The organism is Paenibacillus barengoltzii G22, assembly GCF_000403375.2.
GTDB lineage: Bacteria > Bacillota > Bacilli > Paenibacillales > Paenibacillaceae > Fontibacillus > Fontibacillus barengoltzii.
Genome location: NZ_KE159655.1, coordinates 210,833 through 237,160, shown reverse-complemented (window position 1 = coordinate 237,160; position 26,328 = coordinate 210,833). Strand labels below are relative to the sequence as shown.

Genomic DNA, 26,328 nt, shown 5'->3' with positions numbered 1-26,328 from the left:
TCCTTCAGTTGGGATGCTCCTCCAGCAGGGTGACATACTGCTGGAGGAGCTCGTCGGCGCGGAGCTGCAGGGCGTCACGTTGCTCCTGCAGCTCCGCGAGCCGCGCGGCGTCGCAGGCCACCTCCGGTGCCTGCATCGCCGCGTCCAGCGCCGCCAGCTCCGCTTCGGCGGCGGCGTAGTCGGCCTCCAGCTTGCGCAAGGAGGCCGGGTTGGCCCGGGGCTTGCGTGCCGCTTCGGCGGCCGCATCGCCCCTAGCGCGGGCGGCGCTGGGCGCGTCGCCCGGGGTGCTCGCGCCAGCGCCGGTATCCCCGGCGCCAGCGCTCCCCGCGCGGCCGGCGCTGCTGTGCGCAGCGCCCGCGGCCTCGGCGGCGGCGGTCTTCCGGGCAAGCTCTGCCCGGTAGTCCTCGTATCCGCCGAGGGTGACGCTCATGCGCCCGCCGGCCAGCGCCCACACCTGCCCCGCTACTTTATTGATGAAGTAGCGGTCATGGGATACCGCGAGCAGCGTGCCCGGGTACTCCTCGAGCGCCTCCTCCAGCGCTTCGCGCGAATCGATGTCGAGGTGGTTGGTCGGCTCGTCAAGCACGAGCAGGTTCGGCTTCCGGTGCATCAGCACCGCGAGCCGAAGCCGCGTCCACTCGCCGCCCGACAGGCTGCTCACCTTCTTGAACACGTCGGCGCCGTAGAAGAGGAAGCGGGCCAGCTGCCCGCGGGCTTCTCCCGCTTCGAGCCCCAGCTCTTCGCGGAAAAATTCCAGCACCGTCTCGTGATGGTCCGCAGGGGCGGCTTGCTGGGCCAAGTACCCTGCTTCAATCCGCGAGCCGAGCCGGACCTCCCCCTCCTGGGGCGGTTCATGCCCCAGGATGTTCTTGAGCAGGGTGCTCTTGCCGGCACCATTGTCGCCGATGAGAACGGCCGCCTCGCCATAGCGCAGCGTATGGGTGATGCCGCGGTACAAGACGCGTCCGCCGCGGGCGTCGCCGACCTCGTTCAACACGATCGCATCCTTACCTGAGCGGTCTTTATGATCTAACTCCAGGCCGATGCGTTTACGTTCCAGTATGGGCCGTTTGAGCTTGACCATACGGTCCAACGCTTTTTGCATCGAAGCAGCACGCCGATGAAACCCGGGATTCGGCGGGTTGGAGCGGTTGCCCCATTCGATCAGCTGCTTGATCGTTTCCTGCATTTTCTTGATCTTCTTCTGCTGTTCCTCGTAATCGGCGAACTGCTGCAGCAGTCGGCGTTCCTTTTCTTCCTTGTAATAGCTGTAGTTCCCGTGGTACGTGAACGCCTCCCCGTCCTCCAGCTCGATGATCTTGCTTACAACCGCATCAAGGAAATAACGGTCATGGGAGATGATGACGCACGTTCCCGGAAAGGCGCGGACATACCCCTCCAGCCATTCCGTCGCCGCCATGTCCAAATGGTTGGTGGGCTCGTCGAGCAGCAGCAAATCCGGCTCCCGCATTAAAATCACCGCTAACCCGACCTTTGTCTTCTCGCCGCCAGACAGCGACGCAAACGGCCGCGCGAATTGCTCCTCCGGGATACCGAGACCGCCGGTAACTCGGGCGATGGACGCCTCCACTTCGTAGCCGCCGCCTCGCTCGAACGCTTCCTGCAGCCGGCCGTATTGCCGAAGCAGCGAATCCAACGCGTCCGAATCCGCTTCTGACATTTCCGCTTCCAACTGCCGCATCTGTGTTTCCAGGCTCCGTACATCGGCGAAGGCGCCCAGCAGGACATCATATACCGTCTCTTCTCGGGTATAATCCGGAATTTGTGCTAAACTGCCGATTCGGGCGTTTTTCGGAACCGACAGCAATCCTTGATCCGGGCGTTCGATGCCGGCCAACAGCTTCATGAGGGTGGTCTTGCCCGCGCCGTTGCGACCGATCAGCCCAACGGTCTCGCCCGACTTGATTTCAAAGGTAACATCGCTGAGCACCAGCTCAGCGCCGTAATACTTCTGGATATTTTGACCTTGGATCATCATGGTTTCGTTCTCCTTTATTCCCATGCCGATCCTACAAAAAAAGAAGGCAGCAGGAAATCCTGCTGCCTTCAAAGCTCACGCGTAAGTGAGGTTAGGGTAGGAGCGGCATTTCGCAATTTGGTTTGGATATCGAGTTTCCAAAAATGGACAGACTTCTCCCGTTGTTGGCTGTTGCATGAATAATGCCAAACATTGCCACCGGCAGTTGGCCTACTCGATTCCACGCAAATTTGCGATCCACTCTACCCACCTCCTTCACCAAAATAGTTACCCATATTATATTCGTTCATTTATGGGAAATCAAGGTGATATTAGTTGGACATACTAAGGGCACCGCAGGCTAAAAAAGTAGGATGAAAAAACATTTGACGATCTATGGCGAAGTGTGTAATATTCAATTAAACCTAGTGAATTATAGGGAATTAAGAAGATAGACGGGGGATGAATTCAATGAAGAAATGGAGTTTACTGCTGTTAACACTGGTGCTGACGGTGCTGGTTGCAGCTTGCGGTAATAACAATACAAACAATCAAGCGGCAGACAACGCCGGTGCGAACCAAGGCAGCGCAGGAAATGCAGCCAACGAGCAGCCAGCGGGGCAAAATTTGCCGGAAGCTGTCAAAGCCAGCGGCAAGCTGCGGATCGGCACGGAAGGAACTTATGCACCGTTCACGTTCCATGATAAGGATGGCAAGCTGACGGGCTTTGACGTCGAAATCGCAGAAGAAGTTGCAAAACGTCTGGGGGTGGAAGCTGAGTTTATTGAGACGCCGTGGGATGGCCTTTTAGCCGGACTGGATGCGAAACGGTTTGATGCGGTATTTAACGAAGTAACGATTCGCGATGACCGCAAGGAAAAGTACGACTTTTCTGATCCTTACATCGTTTCCCGTGCTGTGCTGATCGTACATGAAGATAACGAGGACATCAAAACCTTCGCCGATCTGAAAGGGAAGAAGGCGGGTCAATCGCTGACAAGTAACCTGACGGATATCGCCAGAGAGAACGGCGCGGAGATCGTTGCAACGGAAGGATTTAACCAAGCCATCGATCTGCTGCTTTCTAAACGGATCGACGCGACGGTTAATGACGGTCTATCCTTCTTGGATCTCAAGAAGCAAAGACCCGACGTGAAGTTGAAAGTGGTTGACGAAATGCCGGAAGCGGCAGAGAGTGCGGCCTTGTTTAACAAAGGCAACGAGGAGCTGGTGCAGGCAGTGAATGAGGCACTGGCTGCGATGAAAGCGGACGGAACTTACTTGAAAATCTCGGAGAAATACTTCGGCGAAGATGTTTCGAAATAAGTTGTATAAATCATTGGAGACGGCCCGTGAGGGCCGTTTCCTTCCGAAAAGGATGCTTGAGCGATGGATGAACGTATTTGGAATATTATCGTAGATTCGTTTGTTCCCCTGCTGAAAGCGGGGGTGGCTTTTACGGTTCCGCTGACGTTAATTACGTTTGCATTAGGATTGGTTGTAGCTGTCCTGACCGCGCTTGCGCGGTTGTCCAGCTTTGGGCCGCTGCGGCAGCTAGCTAGATTTTATGTATGGATCATCCGCGGGACGCCGCTATTGGTGCAGTTATTCATCATCTTTTACGGTCTTCCGTCCATAGGAATTGTTCTCGATCCGTTTCCGGCTGCGGTGATCGGATTTACGCTTAGCGTTGGTGCGTACGGGTCGGAAATTGTGCGGGCTGCGATCTTGTCGATCCATGCAGGTCAATGGGAAGCGGCGTATTCGCTGGGAATGACACGGCTGCAGGCGCTGCGGCGGATCATCCTGCCGCAAGCAGCACGGGTATCGGTGCCGCCGCTGGCCAACTCATTTATCAGCCTGGTTAAAGATACGTCGTTAGCCGCTACCGTGACGTACACCGAGATGTTCCGTACCGCCCAACAAATCACGTCAACGACCTATGAACCGCTGATTGTTTATTCGGAAGCGGGCGTCATCTATTTGATCTTCAGCACCATCCTATCGGCGCTGCAAAATCGACTGGAGAAGCGGCTGGACCGCTTCACCGCCCGGTAAGGAGGCCCAACCATCATGATCGAAATTCGCGAGTTACACAAGTCATTTGGTACCCAGGAGGTTCTCAAGGGGGTCAATCTCGAGGTCGAGCAGGGCAAGGTTCTGGTCATCATTGGGCCTTCCGGGTCGGGGAAGACGACCTTGCTGCGTTGCTTGAACCTGCTGGAAGTCCCAACCCGAGGAACAATTCGTATCAGCGACGTTCAGCTGGAATTTGGCGATGGTCGGAAGCCGAAGACTAGCGAAGTGCTGGCGCTGCGCAAGAAGACGGGCATGGTGTTCCAGGCGTATTATTTGTTCCCGCATATGACGGCTCTCCAGAACGTGATGGAAGCCCAGGTTCAAGTGTTGAAGAAGAGTAAAGAGGAAGCCCGCCGGGTTGCTTTGGAGCTGCTAAATAAGGTGGGTCTCGGTGACCGAGCGGATTTCTATCCGCATCAGCTGTCAGGCGGGCAACAGCAGCGAGTCGGGATTGCCCGGGCGATGGCCATGAGCCCGGACGTGCTGCTCTTTGACGAGCCGACCTCCGCGCTGGACCCCGAGCTGGTCGGTGAGGTGCTGAAGGTGATGAAGGAGCTGGCCCAGGAGGGCCGGACGATGGTGGTCGTGACCCATGAAATGAAGTTCGCCGCCGAGGTTGCCGACCGGGTCGTGCTCATGGACGAGGGGAACATCATCGAATCGGGAACGCCGGACCAGGTGCTGAATCATCCGTCCAGTGATCGGGCCCGTTCTTTCCTAAACCGAATTACCCAACGGGAAATCGAATAAACAGAAGAGCGGCCGGAGTTGCTATGAACTCTGACCGCTCTTCTGTATTTCTAGCGAATGCGAATATTCCCGGATTCCGCCCGGATCTTGATCAAGTCTTGCGTCTGCCGCGGTGAATCCGGCGCGCTAGTATTGCCGGAGCGTGATTGCAGGTCATAAAATCCTTTAAATTCCGCATCGACGGACAGTGTTGCATTCCCTGAGTCTACAGAGATGTCCAAATTGTCTGAGCGTTGCTCCGACAAGGTGATGTTCCCCGAACTTGCCTTGAAGCTGCCATCACCTGTAAAACGATGAAACCGGATATCTCCAGAGCTGGACGATACTTTGACGGTCCCCTTAACCTGGTTGGCGGTGATGTTGCCGGAGCTCGACTTCGCGGTCAAATTCCCCTCCAATTGTTCTACACGAATATTCCCGGAGTCTAATTGAATTTCCGTATTCCCTTGGATGTTTTCGGCCGTAACGTTCCCCGAGGAGGATTCGAGATGAATCTCATTCCCCTTGAGGTTCTCCACACGGAGATTCCCTGAGTCAATCGACAAATCGATTTCACCAGCGCGAAGACCGCGGAACGTCCCATTGCTTGAGTCTGACTCGAAGTCGATCCGATCCAATTCATCTTTGTCGTTCAGTGCAACGGTAATTCGTTGTTTGGTGGACTGGAAATTGATTGAGAAGAAGGTCCATTCGAACTTATCTTCTAGATCCAGCTTCAGTGTCCCTGCTGAGATTTGAGCCGTTTTCACCGCATCGATCGTCTTCTGATTCATTTTGCCGTTGATTTCCACGTAGTTCGTCCCGTCAGGACTATCGATAAACTCCAATTCCACGTCATAATCACTGTCGATGAGCAGATTCTGTAACCCGCCCTGTTCAAACGTCCACTTCTGCTGGTAGGACGGCAGTTCATCGCCGAAATCGAAATGCTGGTAAGCCATGCCGGCCAAGCCGATCAAAATCAGCAACACTCCTAGGAGTGACCATTTCTTTGTATTCATGCTTGTTGATCCCCCTTCGCGATCCGAACATTCCAACGCAAGTAAGCGATGCTGAGCCAGAGCATACCCTTATAAGCATATCGAGTGACAACGATAAGCAGGATGCCTAACCCGACGTAAGCGATGGATGCAAATATTTTGGCTTTAAAAATGTCCCCATGCCATAAATACTCCAGCCCAAGGAGCAAGGGGCTTAAAATTCCGGCGGCCGCACTCACAGCGAAGCTGACGACGACAGCCCAGAAGGAGAGCAGCAGCGGAACAGCGATGAGATTGATAAAGAATAGCCCGATGTAAACCATCACACTGGCAAAAGCGCTGCGGTGCTGAACACCGGCCTCGTTAGGATAACCACCGGTTGGTGGTATCGCTGCGCCTGGTGCGGCAGCGGGTTCTGCTCCGCCAAACCAATACACATGCTCCTGGGGCACGAAGCGGTTGTCAATAGCCTCTTTGGCTAGCTCCGCCGGGTCCCCCAGCTCCAGCACGATCTCTTGCTCCGTCCGTCCGCTTTGCAAACCAAAAGCGAAGTGGGCCTCATAATCCTCCAGCAATTCGTTTTGTTCCTCCGGCGGGAGAACCGATAAATGCGCCCGGAGATTCGCCAAAAATTCGCTTTTATTCATAAACGGCTTCCTTTCTCAATTAAGGTTGAAACATTGTGTACGAACTGTCTCCACTCAACGACCAGCTTCTGGGTGTATGCTTCGCCTTCAGGAGTTAGTTTGTAGTATTTGCGCGGGGGGCCGCCTGTGGATTCTTTAAGGTATGTGGTGCAATAACCTTCATTGACCAGTCTGCGCAGCAGGGGGTACAAGGCCCCTTCGGCCACCTCAATATGCTTGGATACCGATTGGGCGAGCTCGTAGCCGTACCGGTCGCGGCCTTGGATTAATACCAGCACGCATAACTCCAAGGCGCCTTTCTTGAATTGGACGCTGATATCCAAACCTGCTTCGCCTCGTTTCCTCTGAATTGGATTACGTTATGTGTTGAAATTTCATTAGTACTGAACATTGATTAGTATTAACGAAAAGTATAATATCACACAGTACTGATTAAAGCAAGGTAGTGAATGAAAAAAGGCATCTGTTCCTTTTTCCCTTGGTTTTCAAGGGAATAGGACGAACAGATGCGCTTTGATTTGTGCGATTTCTCAAAAGTCAGATTGCAGAGTGTCAGAAGCAGTCAGCTCTTGGCTTGTTCGGGTTGGCGGTGCAGCCGAGGGAGCGCCTCGGTTGCCGGCCCTTCGATCACTTCGCCTTTGTAATCGAATCTGGAACCGTGGCAAGGGCAGTCCCAGGAACGTTCCGCCTCGTTCCATTTAACCTCGCAGCCCATATGGGTGCAGGTCGTATCCACCAGATAGAGCAAGCCGTCCTGGTCGCGGTAGGCTCCGGCACGTTTGCCATGGTGCTTCACGACGCCGCCTTGCCCCGGAACGAGATCTTCTGGCTTCAGGTGGACGAGTTCGATTTTACCTGTGACGAACTCTTTAGCTACGTCCGCATTTTGGGTGATGAAATGCTTAATTGAAGGATCGGCCTTGAACCGGGATGGCGTAAACAACTCGGCATAACGGTTCTCTTTCTCCAGAATAAGGTCGCGGATCAGCATCGCAGACAGCGTGCTGGTGGTCATTCCCCATTTATAGAAGCCGGTAGCGACGTATATGTTCGGATGATTCGATGTGATCCGCCCGATATAAGGGACGCCATCGAGAGTTACTAGATCCTGCGCCGACCAGCGGAAAGGGATCGATTTGATTCCGAGCGTTTGCTGCCCGAATTTCTCCAGGGCTTCGTAGGACTGAATCGTACAGTCGTTTTTACCCGTCTTATGTGACTCACCGCCGACGAGAACCACCGGCTTACCGTTTAGCTCTGCGGACCGGAGCGAGCGCGTAGGGGAGCCGCAATTAATGTACATGCCGCCAGGATAGGCTTTCTCCGGTTCAATGGCCACAACATAGGAGCGTTCGGCATGCAGCCGGGTGAAGTACCATCCTTTTCCGTCAAAAAACGGATAATGAGAGGCTGATACCGCGTGGCGGCAAACGATGTGACGGCCGTTTTCCGTGGTCAGGCGAAGCCGACCATCTGGCTGCGGTTCAGCAACGTCTTCTAGCGTTGTATTCTCATATACTACGCCTCCATGGGAAGTGACGTACGCCAGCAATTCCTTCAAGTATTGAAGCGGATGGAACTGGGCCTGATTTTTCATCACGACGGCCCCTCTGGCTTGCAGCGGCAATTCTATCGTATCCCGCCATTCTCCCGGCAGACCTAAGCGTTCATAAGCCCGCCACTCCGCTTCCAGCTGGTGGAGCTGCTCGTCCGAATCCGCATACAGATAAGCATCCTCTTGACGAAGTTGACACTCGATCTTCCGCTCCTTGACGGTCTCGCCGATCCAACGCAGCGCCTCTTCATTTGCCTCAAAATACAGCCGTGCGCCCTCCTCCCCAAAATGTTCGATCAGCTTGTCATAAATCAGGCCGTGCTGTGCCGTGATCTTTGCAGTAGTGTACCCGGTGGTGCCATCCAGTATCTTGCCGGCTTCCAGAATCGCGACCTTTACACCGGCTTGCACCAACAAATAGGCGGTGGTGATTCCGGTGATCCCGGCGCCAACCACGGCAACGTCGGTTTCGATGTCTTCGGTTAGCTTGTTAAAGTCCGGCAGCGGCGTTGTTTTGCGCCACAGCGATTCGGGGAATCGCGGAAGTCCGCCGGACATAAATGGGATATCCTCCATTGAGGCTTCCTCCTGTCTTCTGATTTTCCTGTAAATTGGGAGCCGTTTCGGATACATTATTTCCCGCTTGGATGCAGAAAAACCGCCGGGGATTCTCCGAAGTTCCTGTCGATCGATGTCGCATGAAAAAGGAATGAAAAGCAAATAATGGAGAGGAGAGATGCAGACAGAATAGGAGTTGCTGATCATGCTGCGCCATTTATCCCGCGGCCGCTCCGGCCAGCAGACCAAAAGCAACAGACAACTACGAATTACTGGGGATTTGCAGCAAATGCTGGACCGCATTATGGAGGAATCCGGAAACAGCCCGGATATTGTCATCCGTCAGCTTAAGCTTGGCGGCCCTGTTCCGGCACCGGTGAAGGCGGCCATCGTATATTTGAATGCCCTCAGCGACCAACAAGCGATTAATAATTTCGTGATCAAGCCTTTAATGGAGATGGATCCTGAGAAGGTTAACGTTTATCCTCCCGACCGACTGATCCAATATATCCTCGAAGATGCTTTGTCCTTAGGCGAGACCAAGGTCGTGCAAGAATGGAACGATATCATGCTAGCTGCATTATCGGGGGACACTGTGCTGCTGGTAGATGGCAGTGACCAGGCGATCATTTCCGGCACGGCCGGTGGGGAATGGAGAGCGGTGAACGAGCCAACCTCGCAATTAGTTGTGCGCGGGCCGAAAGACAGCTTCGTGGAATCGATTGCGACTAACATCTCCTTGATCCGGCGGCGCATTAAATCACCAGATCTTTGGCTGGAGTCGATGAAAATCGGTTCCGTTACCCATACCCACGTAGCCATGATGTATATGAAAAACAGTGCCGACCCCAATTTAGTCGCTGAAGTTCGCCGGCGGCTCCAACAGATTCAAATCGATGGTATCCTGGAATCCGCATATATCGAGGAGTTTATTCAGGATAAGACCATTACCCCATTTCCGACGGTTTTTAATACGGAACGTCCGGATGTTGCCGCAGGCAATTTGCTTGAAGGACGAGTGGTTATTATCGTCGATGGTACGCCGTATACCCTGATCCTGCCTACCGTGTTTGCCCAGTTCATGCAATCGCCGGAGGATTACGCACAGCGTTTTGACATCAGCATCCTGATGCGTGTCATTCGCTATATCTGCTTCGTGATTTTGCTGCTGGGTCCGGCGGTTTATATTGCCTTAACAACCTTCCATTATGAGATGATCCCTACGCTGCTGCTGGTCAGCTTAATGGCTCAGCGCGAGGGAGTGCCGTTTCCTGCTTTCGTAGAGGCGATCTTCATGGAGGTTGTATTTGAGATCTTACGTGAGGCAGGGGTACGGATGCCGCGGGCGATCGGGCAAACGGTGTCGATCGTAGGTGCACTGATCCTCGGGCAGGCTGTTGTAGAGGCAGGGATCATCACGCCGATCATGGTTATTGTCGTCGCACTGACAGGGATCGCAAGCTTCGCCTTGCCCTCCTATAACTTGTCCATTGCGGGTCGGCTGTTTCGGTTTTATTTTCTCGTGCTGGCCGGCTTATTTGGGTTTTACGGAATCACATTGGGGTTGATTATGCTAATCGCCCATATGAACAGCATCCGGTCGTTTGGTGTACCTTATTTGTCGCCGTTCAGCCCGTTTGTGCCACAGGCTCAGAAGGATGCCATCCTGCGGCTGCCGATCTGGATGCACGGCTGGAAACCGTTAATGTCTTCAAGCCAGCAAGATGTGAAGAAGACCGGGGAAATCAAACCGATGTCTTCAGGCGACTCCAGCGGGTCGTCGAATACTGGACAGGAGAGTCAAGGCGACTCACCACTAAATAGAAGTCATTCACAGAAAGAGAAGGATGAAAACCATCCGCAGCAAGATGGAGGCCGTGCGCAGCAAGATGAAGGGAACTCACAGCATAATGGACACAAAACGGAATCAAGGAAGCAGGAGGACCAATATGAGAATTAGAGGGATAGGGTTGCTTGTTATCCTGTGTGTCATGTTGCCCCTGTCCGGGTGCTGGGATGCGGAAGAGTTAAACCAACGTGCGGTGGTATCCGGGATTGGCATCGATCGCGGCCCCGGAAATAACAATTATGAGGTGTCTTTTCAAGTGATTATTGCCGATGAGATTTCCGGAAAAATCGGCAGAGGTGGTACTCCAACGACAGTTTATTCCGCCGAAGGACGATCCATTATAGAGGCGATTCGCAAGGCTTCCATTCAGGTACCGCGGCTGATGTCGACCGCACATGTTCGCATTGTGGTGATCTCGGAGGAACTGGCACGCGAGGGAATATCGGATATCCTTGATTTTCTTGACCGGGATTCAGATATTCGCCTCACTTCTAAAGTTTTTGTGGCGAAAAAAGGAATCCGAGCACTCGACGTGATTGCCGGGCTGTCCCCCATGGGGAAAATCACGGCGTATACGCTTGCTCAAAAAGCAGAAGTATCCTCCCGAGAGTTCGGTGCCAATTATCCTGTTGAGGTGGACGATTTGATACGTGATGTTCTCGTGCCCAACTCAGGGCCGGTCATTAACGGCGTAGATATCGAAGGAAGTGTCGAAGAAGTACGGAAAAAAAGCAACCTAGAAGCAACAGATAACCTTGGTCTTCTGGTCATGTCCAATTTGGCAGTGTTTAAAGGGGATCAGATGAAGGGATGGCTTAATGAGCAGGAAAGCAAGGGGTTTGTCTGGCTCAGAAATTTGCTTCAGAACACTTCGATTGTGATCACGCCGGGTGATCAGGGCGTGATTACGCTGGATGTCCGCAGAGGTAAAACTTCGATTCAGGCGGTCCTGAAGGACCGGGAGGAACCTGCCTTTATTGTGAAGGTGATGAGCCAGCTCTCGGTTCGGGAGATGGATGGCATCGTCGATTTGCGCGACCCGGCAGCTTTGAATGAGATTGAGAAGGATGTAAACGAAGAAATCGTGAATAACATCAAGGCTGCCGTTCAAAAAGCTCAGTCTCTGAACAGTGACATTATATGTTTCGGACGGACGCTCGAACTCCAGCACCCAAAAGTATGGAAGCAATTGAAGGGTCAATGGTCCGAAATCTTTCCAAAGGTCGCTGTCGAATATCAGGTTGATTCGATCATTCGCAATTCCCAGATGAGAGATCGTTCCTTCAAATATAATTTGAAGAAAGAATAGGAGGCAGGATTGCTTTGGAAAATACGAAGCTAAGTCCTCTACAACTTTTCGCTCTGCTTGTTTTGTTTCAACTCGGGACGGCCCTGGTTGTGAATTTGGGCATGGAAGCCCGCGAGGATGCCTGGATTGCCGTGTTATGCGGCATGTTGATCGGGTGTCTGCTCTATATGGGGTATGCGTATCTCTACATCACATTTCCGGATAAGCTGCCTACCCAATACATGCGTTTGCTGCTCGGAAAATACTTGGGCGGGATCATCGGCCTGGCCTATATCTTGTTTTACATGAACAAATCTAGCCGCGATTTGTTGGATGGCGGGCTCTTGGTTTTTGTCTCTACGTTGAAAGAGACTCCGCTGTTCATCATTAATACAGTGATGATGCTGGCAGTCGTTTATGTGCTGCACAAGGGCATTGAGGTGTTAGCTCGCACGGCGTTTATTTTGCTTTGGATTGTGTTTGTGATAGGGATCGTCATCTTGTTTATGCTGTTGTTCTCGGGAATCATCGATTTCACTCGGATTCTCCCAGTGCTTAGCGATGGGTTTAAACCCGTACTCAAATCCGTTTATCGACAAAACTACCAATTCCCGTTTGCGGAGATTATTTGCATCACTATGGTGATGCCGTATTTGAATAATAAAAAAGCGGGAGTTCGGGCAGGATTGATGTCTGTGTTGCTATCGGGGATGATTTTGTCGGGAACGGCAGTGATTACGATCTCTATCCTTGGCGTGGACATTGCCGAGAGATCCATCTTTCCGCTCCTAACGATGGTTGGTAAAGCCTCCATTGCTGACTTTATTCAACGACTGGATATTTTAGTGGTCATGGTGCTGATTATCGGCGATTTTTTCAAAATCGCGATCTATTTCTATGCTGCAGTGATCGGAGCTTCCGATCTGTTCAAGATTCCTTATCGGAAGATCCTTTATCCATTGGCCCTGATCGTGTTGTTTACTTCGATAACGATCTCTCGAACGTATAGTGAACATGTCAAGAAAGGTGGCGATGTCCTCTATATCATGGACCCATTATTTTATGTTATTTTGCCCGCCGGACTGGTTATAGCCGCCTTGATTTACCGATTCCGTACCCGTCGCAAATCCGGAACCCGAATCTCCTGATGTTTTCGAAGAGTCTTTGTCCGCTGAGGTGGACGAAGACTCTTCGTTTTGCTGCGAGCTAAGCACATGGCCAGCGTTTTGCTCGTTTCCTTTTCGTTTGCTGGCTACGAAATGAAGGATGTCCGGAACAATCAGGAACAGAACCAGTATATAAGCACAAATCCGTTCAGCAGGATCGGGTAGGGTGTAGCCCCAGTTAATTAAAAAGTTATTCCATGGCAGTCCAACAAGGATATCCGTACATATGATATAACCCATTGAAAAAGCCGCAACGACAACGACAGTCAGATATTTTCGTATCAGCATAAGATGCAGCTCCTCCCGGTAAAATGATGAGTGTAACCTATCCTTTAGTATTGGGTAAAAGCGTGTTGGAACATACAGGAAGTGGGGAAAGGAATTGACGTTTCATAAAACAAGACTTATACTAATTCTAAAAATAACTGCAGGGATTGATGATAAATGAAAGCCTTAAACTTAACGACCCAACGCCAAGCGGTATATGATGTGGTTCGTAATGCCAAGGACCATCCGACAGCAGCGGAAGTCATGAACCGTCTGGTTGAGCAAGGGTATAATTTTGCATATGGTACGGTGTATAACTCACTTCGGTATTTAACCGAGAAGGAATTGATTCGCGAACTGAAACTAGGCGAAGCAGCCAGCCGGTATGATGCGAAGCTGGACGATCATCAGCATATCTTGTGCGAGGTTTGCGGGCGCGTGGATGAAGTGATGTCGAATGTGCCGGAGGAATGGTACCGTACGGTGGCTAAGGAAACAGGATATGATGTCCATCATGCACATGTCGTATTTGGGGGGGTGTGTCCACAGTGTCAGCAGAAGAAGTGATGCAAAACGGAATTTCAGGTCATACCGTCCCCTTTCGCAGCCCATCCAGTGTTGAAGTGGCCGAGCCGGAGGGTTTGGAATTAGGCAAAGTAGCGTGCCCGGTTACACAGCGGGTCATTCTAATTAGCCCATTTCCGAGCGATGTTCATGAACTGGTACGTGAGTTGTCGGAGAGCTGCTTTGATGTCCTTGTATTTCATCATTTGGAGCAGGGCATTCGTAACGCTTTGGCGGCAGATCTGCTGATCTTTGATCTGACCTCCTATCAGGAGGATAAAGACGCGGCGGTAATCCGTTCATTGGTCGGACAGGAAACCGGGGGCACCCCATCCTTGTTGCTCGTGAGAGAATCAATGCTCGAATACCTCGATCCGGCCTTAAGAAACCAAGAGCTTCTGGTTTGGCCAGCCCGCCCGGTCGAAATCGTGTACCATGCCCAGCGAATTATTCGCAATAGCGGCCCTCGTCCGTTGTCATCTCGGCTGCTTACTGGCACGTCACCGGCGATCTTCAAGGATTTGTGGATCGATCGCAAGAAAATGACAGTGTACCGGGGCGGCATCAAAATTGAGTTGACTAAGACGGAGTTCGAGCTGTTAATCAAGCTCCTGGAACATGAAGGTACCGTGCTGTCCCGCGAAGAGTTGCTGTCCGAAGTATGGGGAACAACATTTCTTGGCGGCAGCAACGTCGTTGACGTGCATATCAAGAGTCTACGCAAGAAGCTCGGCGACAACGCCTCGCGTCCGACCTACATCACCACCGTCCGCGGCGTTGGTTATCGTCTAGCGGATTAATCACACTCAATTTATAAAAAACCGTTTGTCGTCGGACAAACGGTTTTTTTAGTCCCCAGTGTTCTAGTTGAAAGGAAATAGGGGAGCGGACTATCTTCCCGCCCCTCCTTTGATGATTATCCCGTTGAGTCAGCTAGTGGTGTGGAAGAAAGAGAAGAGAGGGCAATAAACATGTCAGGACTTCTATAAATACCATTAGCAACCCACTCGTATCTAATGAGTATTGAATATGTATCATATAGAACAAGTATAAGTATTTAGGTATCAGTATAGAAGAACAAGCATCGAATAAGCATCGAATAAGCATCGAACAAGCACTAGTAAGTACTAGTAAGTACTAGCAAACACTAGTAATGTCTAATAAACTTCAAATTAATTTCTATTAAGTATCCCATTAGCCCCTTCGATCACAATCGTATAACCGTCCACGAGCATTACAGCACCACACTAGCACCTGAGCCGGCATCTCACTAGTGTCTCATTGCCACTTCATTATCCTCACTCGTATCTCGATAGCAAATTAATTTTAGGCCGCTGCTGCAAAGTATGGCTTCTGATGATGTGCGTTCTGATGGCGTTTGATTAACTGGCGGTAAGGGATCGCTGGAATGGATACGCACATCTGCAGCAAGTTTTGGCGCATTTCTTCCTCGGAAAAGGACATGCGTAGGTCACGGCGGACGGTGTACTCATTCAAATAGGCTTGCAAATGGGTTAGCCCCAAGGCAACATACGTGCGCTTCAGCGAAGTCCACGCCGCTCTGACTTCTTTGCGCAAAGGCAAATACAGCCGAAAAGCCAAAGGGTATGACTGAACGGTGGAGGTAGGGACATCGACATGCTTATGGATGAACGCGGCGACATCGTGCTTGTTCGCTCGTTGTCCGTCTCCTCTTGTGTCCGATATCAATTGGATCTTCACTCGCTCCGGCTCGCCAAACTCCGTAACCGTGCATCCGGCGACAACCGGGGTGGCATAAGGCTGAGCAGCTGGATGATAGCGTAACGAATCATACGCATATTGATCGCAGTTGACCTTCACGTCTCCAGAGAGCAGTTCCCGGGCATCGCATTCGCCGAGGGTATGACGGATTTTGTGCAGCATGAGCCAGGCGGTCTTGTAGGTCACTTCAATGACCTGGCTCAACCGCAGCGCTGAGATGCCATCGGGAAGCAGGAACAATTCGAGGGCACGAAACCACTTTACCAGGGGCAGATGGGTTCTTTCAAAAATCGTACCGACCAAAGGAGAAGCTTGATAGCCGCATTTTCCACATTCAAACAAAGGTAGACGACGAGAGGATAGACGAGTGTACTCGGTATAAGCACAACGCGGGCAAACGAAGCCATGTGGCCACTTCATCGCGATGATGGCCTCTATGCAATCTGCCTCGCTTTGAAAGCGGCTGCTGACAGTTTGAAACAACTCCGTATTCATACCAAACTCCATGTCCGATCCCTCCAATTCATTTTCCTAAACCCAAAGAATGCGTACATACGTTCTGATTTTTCTTCATTATACCAAACACATGTTCTTAAAGCAAGAAAAAAATTCCATAAATAATAGAAATGATCAGATTCCAGTAACCTACAATGCCGTCTATTGAGTTCCTCTATACTGAACAAAAGGGATAATGGTGCAAAGAGGTGGCAAAAGAAGCAGAAAAACTAAAAAACTAAAAGAATCAGGAGGTTTAGAAATTTAGAAGTTCTAGAAAATTTAGAGATCTAGAAGATCCAGAAGCTCCAGAAGATCCACAAATCCCACAAATCCCACAAATCCCAGAAATCCCTATCCAAATCTCCACAGTTCTGAGTAAAGGGGATAATCGTGTAAATGAGGTGCGGAAATAGATTCGAACAGAGATGTGGAAAAAGACGTTGAAAGAGACGTTGAAAAACTCGATCTCTCTATTTCTGAACGAAAGGGATAATCATAAAAAGAAGTGCGCGAAAGACCATACGGGGCGGAGAGTTAACAGGGATCATGGGGGATTGAGGTATTGCGAGGGGAAGTAGGCAGTTGGCAAAACGCTGTCTGCAACGGGCAGAAGCTGTCAGAATATATTTGCTTTTTTTGCATCTATATTCAAGACATGGTTCAACGAGTATAATCTAGTATAATAGCTTATTTATTATGTAAGAAAAGGAAGGTCATGAATGCAAAAACGCGTTAGGTTAGCACTATTATTGATACCGATTCTGTTGGCAGTGGTTCCTTGCATTCTAGCGCTGGTTATCAACGGCGGGGTCGGATCAACCTGGTATCTCATTACGGGCATCTCTATTGTGCTTGCGATTGTAGCAGCCATCGTACTCATTCGCATGATTGCTGTCCCGCTGGAACGCTTGACGGAAACAGCCAAGCGGATAAGTGAAGGGGATTTGACCCGGCGCTTGGACTATTTAAACCGGACGGATGAGATTGGCGCTATGGCGAACCAATATCAACGGATGGTCGACCATCTTCGGGGGATCATCACCGGCATACGCGATATAACGAACCAAGTCGTGACTACGTCCGAACGACTGTCTACCGGTGCGAAGCAAACGGCGGACACGATCGGACAAGTTAATGGTGCCCTTCAGGAGATTGCAGCCGGCAGCGAACGGCAGTTGTCTGAACTGGAAGCCGGTGCCCAAAACATGGGTGAGATGTCTCGTCAGGCGAGCCAAATGTCGGAGCAAATCGTTAACCTTACGGAGACGATGGAGAAGACGACTGCCGCAGCAGAGGAAGGGAATACTTCCGTGCTGAGCGTTGTGGAGAAGATGGAACGAATTCAGCAAACCGTCGATGAATTGGGTGAGGTCATCCAAACGTTAGGCGAGCATACGGCCAATATCGGCGGGATTATCGAAGTGATTACAGGTATTGCCCAGCAGACGAACCTGCTGGCGCTAAACGCTTCAATCGAAGCGGCGCGGGCTGGTGAGGAAGGCCGCGGGTTCGCCGTGGTGGCTTCAGAGGTGCGCAAGCTGGCGGAAGGTTCCGAGCAATCGGCCAAGCAAATCGCGGAGCTGATCAGCAGCGTGCAGGCGGAAGTCGAACGCGCGGTCGTCTCCATGGAGGAGGCCAAGCAGGGCGTTCATGAAGGAATTCTCGCGGTTGATACCTCGGGCCGCTCGTTCTCGCGGATTCGCAAAGCGGTTCGCAGTGCTGCAGACAAGATGGAAGGCCTCGTTACAAGTGTTAAAGAGGTGGCTTCCGGTACGGCATTTGCCAAAGATGCCATTCAAGGGGATCGTCAGATATCCCAGGAACTCGCCAGCAAAACCCAAACGATTTCCGCCGCTGCGGAGGAGCAGCTTGCTTCCGTTGAGAAAATCACCTCTTCTGCTGCCCAGCTGGCTCAAATCGCTGAACAATTAAAAGCCAAAGTGGACAAGTTCCAGATGGATCGTAAAATCTGATTCATCAACTGCATTGCTCTCCGGTATTGGGCCGGAGGGCTTTTTTTTGTCTACATACATTTTCCAAAATGGTACATTCTACATCATATCACCATGAATCGGCGGACCAGCAAGGAGTTGTTCCCATGAAGACCAAGGAACGAAAACAAGAGAATCTAATCAGCCGAGATTTAACGGAAAATATCAAGCAAGTGAAAAACGTATTCCAGGACTGTTCCGACGTCATCTACCGCGAGCTTCAACTTACCGAAGATATCCGCGGTTTGTTGGTATACATTGAAGGGATCGCTAAAGTTGAGGACGTTCAGCAGCATATCCTTCGTCCATTGATCGAGGGACTAGCCAAGCACCCGCAAGCGAACGGGGACATCTATCCATTATCGCTTACGAGAATATCATTAAGCCAAGCAGAGGCTGCTACCGACTGGCCGACGGTGATAAATGGAGTATTAACAGCAAACGTGGCTATTTTCGTTGAGGGTATGAACGAGGTGTTGCTGTTCAGCGTCAAGGGCGGCTCGCGGCGGAGCGTTCAGGAGCCGCAGACCGAAGCGGTGATCCGCGGTCCGCGTGAAGGCTTCACGGAGTCGCTCCGGATCAACACCGCCTTGATCCGATTTAAAATCAAATCGGAGAAGCTGAAGTTAATCGACATGGTGATCGGTACGATGACCAAGACGGACGTCGCGATTGCCTATCTCGAGGGCGTGGCCGAAGATTCGCTGATTGCCGACGTAAAAGACCGCCTCGAAAGCATCGATATCGATGGGATTTTGGAATCCGGATACATCGAGGAATGGATTGAGGATAATCCTTCGTCCCCGTTTCCGCAGATGCAATATTCTGAACGGCCAGACTCCGTTGCAGCGCAGCTGTTGGAAGGAAGGATCGCTATCTTTGTAGACGGCACGCCGTTTGTGCTGATCGCTCCTGTGACGTTGTGGCAGCTTCTGCAGGCCAGCGAGGATTATTACGAACGCTTTTTCATCAGCAATATGATTCGCTGGATTCGGATTTTTTTCTTGTTTCTGGCCCTGTTTCTGCCCAGCTTGTACATCGCGGTCACGACATTCCATCAGGATATGCTGCCTTCGACTTTAATCTTAAGTATCGCTGCCTCCCGGGAAGCCATTCCATTCCCCGCTTTGGTGGAGGCGTTTATTATGGAAATTTCTTTTGAAGCGCTGCGGGAGGCCGGCATTCGCCTGCCCAAAACGGTTGGGCAAGCGGTCAGCATCTTGGGGGCGCTGGTCATTGGGCAAGCCGCCGTCCAGGCCGGTATCGTGTCCGCGCCGATGGTTATCGTCGTTTCACTGACCGGGATCGCCTCTTTTACGATTCCACGTTTTAGTCTTGCGGTGACGGTTCGGATGCTGCGTTTTCCGATTATGCTGCTGGCCAGCGCCTTCGGATTATTTGGCATCGTCATCGGCGCCATTTGGATCGTCGTTCACCTGACGCAGTTAAAATCGTTTGGCGTGCCTTACATGAAGGGGGTAGCCCCATATGAACCAAGAGATATGAAGGATATTTTCAGCAGGGTGCCGATCTGGAAGATGAAGAACCGGCCTTCGGACGCAACCCGAGGGAACGTTCGTCGAATCGGAAAATCCCGTCCATTGGGGAGTGATTCCAATGAAGGATGGTGACGTTCGTGAAAGCAAGTCTAGCCCTAGTTCGAACGATTAGCGTGTTCGTCTTGCTTCCCTGCCTGCTGACGGGCTGCTGGGATCGCATTGAAGTGAATGATGTCGCCTTTGTTTTGGCATCTGCGACGGATATGGATCAGGGACAAATTCGGTCAACTACACAAATCGCTTTGCCAAGCTCGCTTGGGGGCGCAGGCAGCCAAGGGGGCGGCGGCGGTACGTCCGGGAACAAAACTTACCTGCTGGTTTCCCAAACAGCGCCTACGGCATATCAGGCCAACAAAAAGGTACAAGACAGTTTGTCGCGGGTGATCAACTTCTCACACCGGAGGGTTACGATTCTTGGGGAAGAGTTCGCCAAATCGGGGATATCCGAGTCAATTGACATCTGGGCTCGGTTTCCGCAAAATCGGCTAACGACTTACATTGTACTTAGCCGAGGGCCAGGGTATAAATTGTTGGATATTGATGCCCCGATTGAGCAATCCCCTTCGGAAATGATTCGCGAGTTGGCCAAGTCGTCGATGCAAGAGCCGATCTCCATCCAAAGCCTGGCCAATGCCCTGCTAACCGAAGGAAGTGATATTGCACTTCCAGTCATGGTGACAACACTCAGTGTTCCCGAAAAGGTCGCGAATGGGCAAAGCTTAGTTAAATTGGATGGATTAGGTGTTTTTCATGGTGACAAGCTCTCAGGTTATTTGACCGATAAGCAAACGCCCATGGCGCTGATCGCGATGGGGCAAGCTTTGAATCCTAAAATCACGGTAGTGCTAGGCGAACATCAACCACAAGAGTCGGCGACGATCGTATTAAACCAAATCCATAGGAAAGTTCAGCCTCATCTGAAGGATGAGCGCATCTCCTTCGACTTGGAGATCGAGGCGACCGGATTAATCTTGGAAAATACGACCCGGCAAAGTTTCGAACATACGATGATGATCTCGCTGGAGAAGCATGCCAATGCGTTACTGGATAAGGAGATCCAGGCTGTGATTCAAGAAACGTTCCAAAAGCACCGAGCGGATATTTATGGATTTAGCACCGCTCTGATCAGAAAGTACCCTGAAGAATGGAACAAAATTAAGTATCGCTGGCGTGATCTGCTGCCGGAGGTCGAGGTTCGCGTCCGTACAAAGGTTCATCTGGAGAATAGCGGCGAATTAATCGACTCGTTAGGGATTAAGGAGGGGCTGCTTAAGAATGATTAGTTCCTACATAGGATTGCTGCTGTTGATTGTTTTCAGCTGCTGGAGGGACTGGGGGTCACTTCGGGAAGGAGGAGTACTGAGCCGATGGGCGTTTGGTTCAGTGATGGTCGTTTCCTTCGGAATTTTGATCTATGTGACCTGGTCCCCTCAAGTGTTCTATCCCACAGAGTGGCTGGGACGGGTGTTACAGCCGTTGCTCCCCTTTGATCATCATCATTGATACCCTACCGAATACGGAGGAGTGTTTCTGTCATGAAAATAACCAAACGGCAAATCACTCTGCTTGGTGTCCTGTACATCGGATCGATTTCGTATCTGCACACGTACACGTTAGCGACTCAAGCGGCTCGCCAGCACGCTGTTATCAGTTATATCATCAGCGGGCTGATTTGCCTTCTGTCGTTGTGGTTGGTCGCCACGACGCTGAAGCGATTCTCAGACCGCAATTTGCTGCAGGCGTTGGCTGGGAGGTTTCCGATTTTTGGAAGAGTCCTGCTGGTCATCTACCTCTTGTTTCTCCTGTTTATTTGTGCAAGAGACATCCGAATTATCTCGGATTTTACCAATACGGTGTTGCTTAATCGGACACCGGTCCCGATACTCGGGTTGATGGTTACCGCAACGGCGGTTTACATCTGTCAGGGGGGCATTCGGGCTTTTCTGGGACTCAGCGAAATTTACGCACCGATTTTTATCGCCTCCATGTTTTTTGTGGTTTTGGTATTACTGCGGGACCTGCACCCGACATACCTGGTACCTTATTTTTCAATGGATTGGACTGGGATTACAGAGGGCGCCTGGTTTGTCTTCCCCTATCAGGCGGAAATTTTGGTGCTTCCGCTCGTGATTTCGGGTAAATACTACAAGGCTATCTCAGGCTATGTCGGCTTGGCCATAGGCACCGTCTTGATGGCGGTGATGTTGCTGTTAACACAGATGGTGTTGGGGATTCCTTTGGCCGAAAGATTGATTCATCCCGGTTATGAGCTGGTCCGTCAAATTCAGATCACCGATTTTATCGACCGCTTCGATTTGCTGCTCCTGGGATTCTGGTACCCCATGGCCTTGAGCAAAATTGCGTTCGATCTCTATGTGTTGTGCTACACCTTGCAAATTGTCGTCCCCAAGCTGTCGGGTCGGCTCATGACGGCTCCCGCTGGCGCACTGGCTTTTGCCTGCTCCATCTGGTTCTTTAAAAATGCGTTGCAGCTGTTTCACTTTAACTTCGTGCTTCCGCTGATCGCCATTACCTTCTACCTTGTCATTCCGATCCTGTTCTTTGCCGTGCTGCGACCACGGGGAAGTAAACCGGAACCGAAGGCAGGATAACGGCCGATCGCCGAAATGGCAATTTACTTCACTTTCTCCGTCGTATAAGCTGAAGGTAGTTAATAGGATAAACCTGGGAGGTATACGATGGCACGGAGACTGGAAGGGAAAAGAGTTGCATTAACCGGACCCCGTCGGGCAGAGGAACTAGGCAAGCTGGTAGAGAATATGGGAGGCATCCCGCTGTACCGTCCGGCACAGGGAACCGTGTTGCTCGACGATCAGGCGTTACGAAGCGGCATTGTCGATTGGGTGGAGCATCCGCCGGATTGGTCGATTTTTACGACGGGCATGGGGTTGGATGCGCTGTTCGATATGGCTCAGGAGATGGGGGTTGCCGATCAATTGCTGGAGCGCCTTCAAGAAGAGAACATTGCCGCTCGGGGCTACAAGACGGTGAATGCGCTGAAAAAGCGGGGATTGACCCCGATCGTCCGCGACGATGACGGCAGCACAGAGGGCCTCATTCGCGGGTTAGCGCAACATGAATTGCGCGGAGCGAGTGTGCTGTTGCAGCTGCACGGCGACCCAGCGCCCCGATTGGTTGCGTGGTTAGAGGAGCAAGGGGCGAGTTGCCGCCAGTTGCTGCCCTACAAGCATATTGCACCTCCTGAAGCGGAGTTAGAGAAGTTGTTAAGCGATATTTTGGCTGGAGAAATTGATGCAGTGACGTTTACAAGCGGACCGCAGGTGCGCTTTCTGATGGAGCACGCAGCGCGCCAAGGACAACTTGACGCTTTGCTGGAGGCGCTGAAAGGTCCAGTACTCGCGGTGGCGGTGGGCAAAGTGACGGCAGCCGGACTGTACGAGGCGGGGGTGCCCCGGGTGTTAGCCCCCAAGGAAGAACGGATGGGCAGCATGATGGTGGAGTTAGCCCGCTATTATGCGGGGGAAGCTGAACCGCTCTTTGCAGCTCCCAGCGGCGGGGATGAACAACGCGCTTAAATTGGGTAATGATAGGTATAGGTACTACAAACCTCAAATGAAAGGATGATGGGCAATGAGCGATTTACTGAAAAAAGCGATTTCGCTGGGTTGGGGTTTGACGATCATGAGTAAGGAGAAGGTCGAAAGTATCGTCGATGATTTGGTGAAACGCGGAGAGCTGGCCCCTTCCGAATCGAAACAGCTGGTGGAGAAGCTGATTGAACGCGGTTCCGAGGAACAAAGCAAGTTCAAGGAGTTGGTGAATGAGCAGGTTCGGTCCGCGTTGCAGAACATGGGCTTGGCCACGGCAAAAGAGGTAGAGGAGTTGACACGGCGGGTAGCGGAGCTGGAAATTCAGCTCGCCGAGCTGCAGCAGCCTTAAAGCAATGAGCAGCTTCGTTCGACATACCGGCCGTTATCGTGAAATCGCCATGGCGCTTGGGCGCCATGGCTTTGGCTATTTGGCCGAGGAGATCGGTTTGGCTCGGCTGATCCGCTTGCCCTCGCGGCGGCGGCACACCAGCGAGCGGAATTCGCGGACCCTGGCCGAGCGAATTCGGCTCGTGCTGGAGGAGCTGGGTCCGACCTTCGTGAAGGTCGGACAGTTGGCCAGCACACGCTCGGATTTGCTGCCGGAGGCGATCATCCAAGAGCTCATCAAGCTCCAGGACCAGGTGGCGCCGTTTCCGGCGGCGGAGGCCCGCGCTATTTTGGAGGCGGAGCTGGACCAGCCGCTGGCGGGACTGTTCCAGAGCTTCGACGAGACACCGCTCGCGGCAGCTTCGATTGGCCAGGTGCACCGGGCCCGCCTAATTACAGGAGAACCGGTTGCGATCAAAGTCCAACGGCCCGGCATCGCCCCGGTCATCGAGACGGATCTCGACATCCTGCAGCATCTGACGACGCTGGCGAACAAACGCTGGTCCTGGGTATCCCGATATCAAATCCCCCAAATGGTTGAGGAGTTCGCCCGTTCGATTCGTGCGGAGTTGGATTACGGCTTCGAAGGCCGGAACATGGAACGAATTCGCCGGCAATTCACGGCGGATGAGGGGATCTATATTCCGGAAGTCCATTGGCCGCTCACGACCTCCCGCGTGTTAACCATGGAATTCATAGAGGGGGAGCACCTCAACCGCTTGCTGGCGATTGATGCGCTGGGGTACAACCGTAAGGAGTTAGCGGAGCGGTTGGTGAATGCGCTGCTGAAGCAAATTTTTGAGGGAGGGTTTTTCCATGCAGATCCCCATCCTGGCAACCTGCTGGTGACCAACAAAGGGGAGCTCGCCTTCATCGACTTCGGTATGATTGGGCGGCTCAGCCAGGAGATGAAAGATCACCTGTCCTCGCTGGTGATCGCCTTAATGCGGCGCAGTACGGAGGGGATGGTGCGAGCGATCCTGCGCATGGGCCTCATCGGAGACGATGCGGATACGACCGGACTGCGCATGGATCTGGATCGGCTGCGTGAACGGTACTACGATATCCCGTTTGCGGAAATCCAAATCGGTCAAGCATTGCAGGATCTATTTGCAACGGCCCAGAAGCATCAAGTCGTGTTGCCCGCTGACCTTTTGCTGCTAGGCAAAGCGCTGCTCACTGTTGAAGGGGTGGCGCTGGCACTCGATCCGGACCTCCGCATTTTGGATTTAGCGGAGCCTTTTGGACGCAAGCTGATGCGTGACAAATATGCTGCGCGACGAATTGGCAAGAAGCTGATTGACGAAGCTGCCGAGCTGACGGATTCGATCGTGGATCTTCCGCAGCAGGTCCGCAAACTGTCGAGCGCGCTAGCTCGCGGCAAGCTGAAGATGGACATGAACGTTCCGGAGATGGAGCAGCTGCTTCGTAAGCTGGACCAAATCAGCAACCGTTTGTCGTTTAGCATTGTATTGCTGGCTTTCAGCATCATTATGGTGGGCCTCATCATCGGCTCTTCCCTTTCGCGGATGCCGACTTTACTTTGGAATATTCCGGCAATCGAAATCGGCTTTGTGGTCGCGACGCTGATGTTCCTGTGGCTGCTTTACTCCATCTTCCGCTCGGGCAGGTTTTGAGGATGTGTTACAATAGGGAAGCTGAAGAAGATGAGGTGAAACCTGTTGACAACTTTTGAAAGTTTAAATGTATCGCCCCTCCTGGTCCGCAAGCTGCAGGGACAAGGTATCGTGAACCCAACGCCGGTGCAGGCGGCAGCGATCCCTGTGCTGCAATCGGGCGAGGACGCAATCGTGCAGGCGCAGACCGGTACAGGCAAGACGCTGGCGTTTCTGCTGCCGATTTTGGAAAAGATTCGCCCGGAACGCCCTGAGGCGCAGGCGTTGATCATTACCCCGACGCGGGAGCTGGCGATTCAAATTACGGCGGAGGCTCGCAAGCTTGCGGAGGCCATTGAAGGTCTCTCCGTCCTGGCTGCTTACGGCGGTCAGGACGTGGAGCGGCAGCTGCGCAAGCTGAAGAACGGCGCGCAGCTGGTCATCGGCACGCCGGGCCGGCTGCTGGATCATTTGCGGCGGGGCTCGCTGACGCTGGGAGCCGTTCGCTACTTGGTGCTCGATGAAGCGGATCAAATGCTGCATATGGGCTTCCTGGCGGAGGTGGAGGAGATTCTGTCGCTCGTGCCGCGCAGCCGTCAAACGATGTTATTCTCGGCAACGATGCCGGGCAATGTGAAGCGCTTGGCGAAAACGTATATGGACAAGCCGCGCGACATCCAGATCGCTGAAACCTCGCGCGTGACGCTGGACAGCATCCGGCAGATCCTGGTGGAATGCACGGACCGCACTAAGCAGAGCGCGCTGATCGAATCGATCCGCAGCCAGCGTCCGTATCTGGCCGTGATCTTTTGCCGCACGAAGCGCCGGGCGAGCACGTTGAATGAAGCGCTGCAAGCCGCGGGCTTTCAGTCGGACGAGCTGCACGGCGATCTGTCGCAGGCGAAGCGCGAGCAGGTCATGCGCGCGTTCCGCAGCGCGAAGCTGGAGCTGCTGGTCGCGACAGACGTTGCCGCGCGCGGCATCGACGTGGAAGGGGTCACCCACGTCTTCAATTACGACATTCCGCACGATGTGGACAGCTACATCCATCGCATCGGGCGGACCGGCCGCGCCGGGGAGAAGGGCGTGGCCGTGACCTTCGCAGCGCCGAAGGATATGGAGGCGCTGCGTCTGATCGAGCGGGGCATCGGCCGCAAGTTGGAGCGGCAGCGATACGAGAAGAGCGGCGCCGCTGGCACGGGCGCCGAGAAACAAGCCGCCGCCCGCCGCACCGGCGCGGGCGAGGGCGGCCCGGGCCGCCGCAGCGATGCGGCCGGCGGG

Annotated in this window: 24 protein-coding genes; 17 read left to right on the top strand and 7 right to left on the bottom strand. The window is 52.6% G+C overall.

The features are described 5' to 3' along the window. Positions 1–4: 4 nt before the first annotated feature. Positions 5–1,999: a ribosomal protection-like ABC-F family protein gene (gene abc-f, locus C812_RS18840; RefSeq protein WP_016314236.1), complete on the bottom strand. Its 1,995-nt coding sequence runs from the start codon at positions 1,997–1,999 to the stop codon at positions 5–7. Between the two features lie 91 nt (positions 2,000–2,090). After that, positions 2,091–2,198: an RAxF-45 family protein gene (locus C812_RS22975; RefSeq protein WP_333556856.1), complete on the bottom strand. Its 108-nt coding sequence runs from the start codon at positions 2,196–2,198 to the stop codon at positions 2,091–2,093. Positions 2,199–2,449: 251 nt separating this feature from the next. Between C812_RS22975 and C812_RS18835 the strand changes: the two genes are divergently transcribed. From C812_RS18835 to C812_RS18825, 3 genes are all read left to right on the top strand, one after another. Continuing rightward, positions 2,450–3,304 (top strand): amino acid ABC transporter substrate-binding protein, encoded by an 855-nt coding sequence (locus C812_RS18835; protein WP_016314235.1) that lies wholly within the window; start codon positions 2,450–2,452, stop codon positions 3,302–3,304. A gap of 63 nt (positions 3,305–3,367) precedes the next feature. Then, positions 3,368–4,036 (top strand): amino acid ABC transporter permease, encoded by a 669-nt coding sequence (locus C812_RS18830; protein WP_016314234.1) that lies wholly within the window; start codon positions 3,368–3,370, stop codon positions 4,034–4,036. A gap of 15 nt (positions 4,037–4,051) precedes the next feature. Beyond that, entirely contained in the window at positions 4,052–4,807 is a 756-nt protein-coding gene (locus C812_RS18825; RefSeq protein ID WP_016314233.1) for an amino acid ABC transporter ATP-binding protein, read from the top strand. A gap of 50 nt (positions 4,808–4,857) precedes the next feature. On the opposite strand, the gene C812_RS18820 is transcribed toward C812_RS18825, so the two are convergent. The 4 genes from C812_RS18820 to C812_RS18805 form a co-directional block, all read right to left on the bottom strand. Beyond that, a complete protein-coding gene (locus C812_RS18820) occupies positions 4,858–5,808 on the bottom strand; it encodes a DUF4097 family beta strand repeat-containing protein (protein ID WP_016314232.1) in 951 nt (316 codons plus the stop codon). Next, positions 5,805–6,434, bottom strand: coding sequence for an HAAS signaling domain-containing protein (locus tag C812_RS18815; RefSeq protein WP_016314231.1), 630 nt, complete (start codon positions 6,432–6,434; stop codon positions 5,805–5,807). The genes C812_RS18820 and C812_RS18815 overlap by 4 nt, the downstream gene beginning before the upstream one ends. Beyond that, on the bottom strand, positions 6,431–6,757 hold the full coding sequence (locus C812_RS18810; RefSeq protein ID WP_016314230.1) for a PadR family transcriptional regulator: 327 nt from the start codon (positions 6,755–6,757) through the stop codon (positions 6,431–6,433). Before C812_RS18810 ends, C812_RS18815 begins: the two co-directional genes overlap by 4 nt. Positions 6,758–6,996: 239 nt before the next feature. Then, the gene (locus C812_RS18805; RefSeq protein WP_016314229.1) at positions 6,997–8,565 is read right to left on the bottom strand and encodes an FAD-dependent oxidoreductase; all 1,569 of its coding nucleotides are present in this window, start codon (positions 8,563–8,565) and stop codon (positions 6,997–6,999) included. Positions 8,566–8,752: 187 nt separating this feature from the next. Here C812_RS18805 and C812_RS18800 point away from each other — a divergent pair, with 187 nt between their 5' ends. The 5 genes from C812_RS18800 to C812_RS18780 all read left to right on the top strand — a co-directional run bounded on the left by C812_RS18800 (position 8,753) and on the right by C812_RS18780 (position 14,481). Then, positions 8,753–10,507, top strand: a complete 1,755-nt coding sequence (locus C812_RS18800; RefSeq protein ID WP_016314228.1) for a spore germination protein — start codon at positions 8,753–8,755, stop codon at positions 10,505–10,507. After that, positions 10,497–11,705 (top strand): Ger(x)C family spore germination protein, encoded by a 1,209-nt coding sequence (locus C812_RS18795; RefSeq protein WP_016314227.1) that lies wholly within the window; start codon positions 10,497–10,499, stop codon positions 11,703–11,705. Before C812_RS18800 ends, C812_RS18795 begins: the two co-directional genes overlap by 11 nt. 14 nt (positions 11,706–11,719) lie before the next feature. Further along, the gene (locus C812_RS18790) at positions 11,720–12,832 is read left to right on the top strand and encodes a GerAB/ArcD/ProY family transporter (protein WP_016314226.1); all 1,113 of its coding nucleotides are present in this window, start codon (positions 11,720–11,722) and stop codon (positions 12,830–12,832) included. Between the two features lie 462 nt (positions 12,833–13,294). Further along, positions 13,295–13,684: a Fur family transcriptional regulator gene (locus tag C812_RS18785; RefSeq protein WP_016314224.1), complete on the top strand. Its 390-nt coding sequence runs from the start codon at positions 13,295–13,297 to the stop codon at positions 13,682–13,684. Next, the gene (locus C812_RS18780; protein ID WP_244268364.1) at positions 13,666–14,481 is read left to right on the top strand and encodes a response regulator transcription factor; all 816 of its coding nucleotides are present in this window, start codon (positions 13,666–13,668) and stop codon (positions 14,479–14,481) included. The genes C812_RS18785 and C812_RS18780 overlap by 19 nt, the downstream gene beginning before the upstream one ends. A gap of 526 nt (positions 14,482–15,007) precedes the next feature. Here C812_RS18780 and C812_RS21650 read toward each other — a convergent pair. After that, entirely contained in the window at positions 15,008–15,931 is a 924-nt protein-coding gene (locus tag C812_RS21650; protein ID WP_016314222.1) for a transposase, read from the bottom strand. A 710-nt stretch (positions 15,932–16,641) separates the two neighbouring features. Between C812_RS21650 and C812_RS18770 the strand changes: the two genes are divergently transcribed. The 9 genes from C812_RS18770 to C812_RS18730 form a co-directional block, all read left to right on the top strand. Next, positions 16,642–17,895 (top strand): methyl-accepting chemotaxis protein, encoded by a 1,254-nt coding sequence (locus C812_RS18770; RefSeq protein WP_016314221.1) that lies wholly within the window; start codon positions 16,642–16,644, stop codon positions 17,893–17,895. 125 nt (positions 17,896–18,020) lie between these two features. Further along, positions 18,021–19,544 (top strand): spore germination protein, encoded by a 1,524-nt coding sequence (locus C812_RS18765; protein ID WP_016314220.1) that lies wholly within the window; start codon positions 18,021–18,023, stop codon positions 19,542–19,544. 5 nt (positions 19,545–19,549) lie between these two features. Further along, positions 19,550–20,755, top strand: a complete 1,206-nt coding sequence (locus C812_RS18760) for a Ger(x)C family spore germination protein (RefSeq protein WP_167669341.1) — start codon at positions 19,550–19,552, stop codon at positions 20,753–20,755. Continuing rightward, complete coding sequence (locus C812_RS18755; protein ID WP_016314218.1) at positions 20,748–20,975, top strand: hypothetical protein; 228 nt, start codon at positions 20,748–20,750, stop codon at positions 20,973–20,975. Before C812_RS18760 ends, C812_RS18755 begins: the two co-directional genes overlap by 8 nt. A gap of 32 nt (positions 20,976–21,007) precedes the next feature. Continuing rightward, the gene (locus C812_RS18750) at positions 21,008–22,084 is read left to right on the top strand and encodes a GerAB/ArcD/ProY family transporter (RefSeq protein ID WP_016314217.1); all 1,077 of its coding nucleotides are present in this window, start codon (positions 21,008–21,010) and stop codon (positions 22,082–22,084) included. 87 nt (positions 22,085–22,171) lie between these two features. Then, entirely contained in the window at positions 22,172–23,029 is an 858-nt protein-coding gene (locus C812_RS18745; protein WP_016314216.1) for a uroporphyrinogen-III synthase, read from the top strand. 55 nt (positions 23,030–23,084) lie between these two features. Beyond that, entirely contained in the window at positions 23,085–23,393 is a 309-nt protein-coding gene (locus tag C812_RS18740; RefSeq protein ID WP_016314215.1) for a phasin family protein, read from the top strand. Between the two features lie 4 nt (positions 23,394–23,397). Continuing rightward, complete coding sequence (locus C812_RS18735; RefSeq protein ID WP_016314214.1) at positions 23,398–25,068, top strand: ABC1 kinase family protein; 1,671 nt, start codon at positions 23,398–23,400, stop codon at positions 25,066–25,068. A gap of 45 nt (positions 25,069–25,113) precedes the next feature. Next, positions 25,114–26,328, top strand: a 1,215-nt coding sequence (locus C812_RS18730) for a DEAD/DEAH box helicase (RefSeq protein ID WP_016314213.1), incomplete at its 3' end; no start/stop codon positions are given.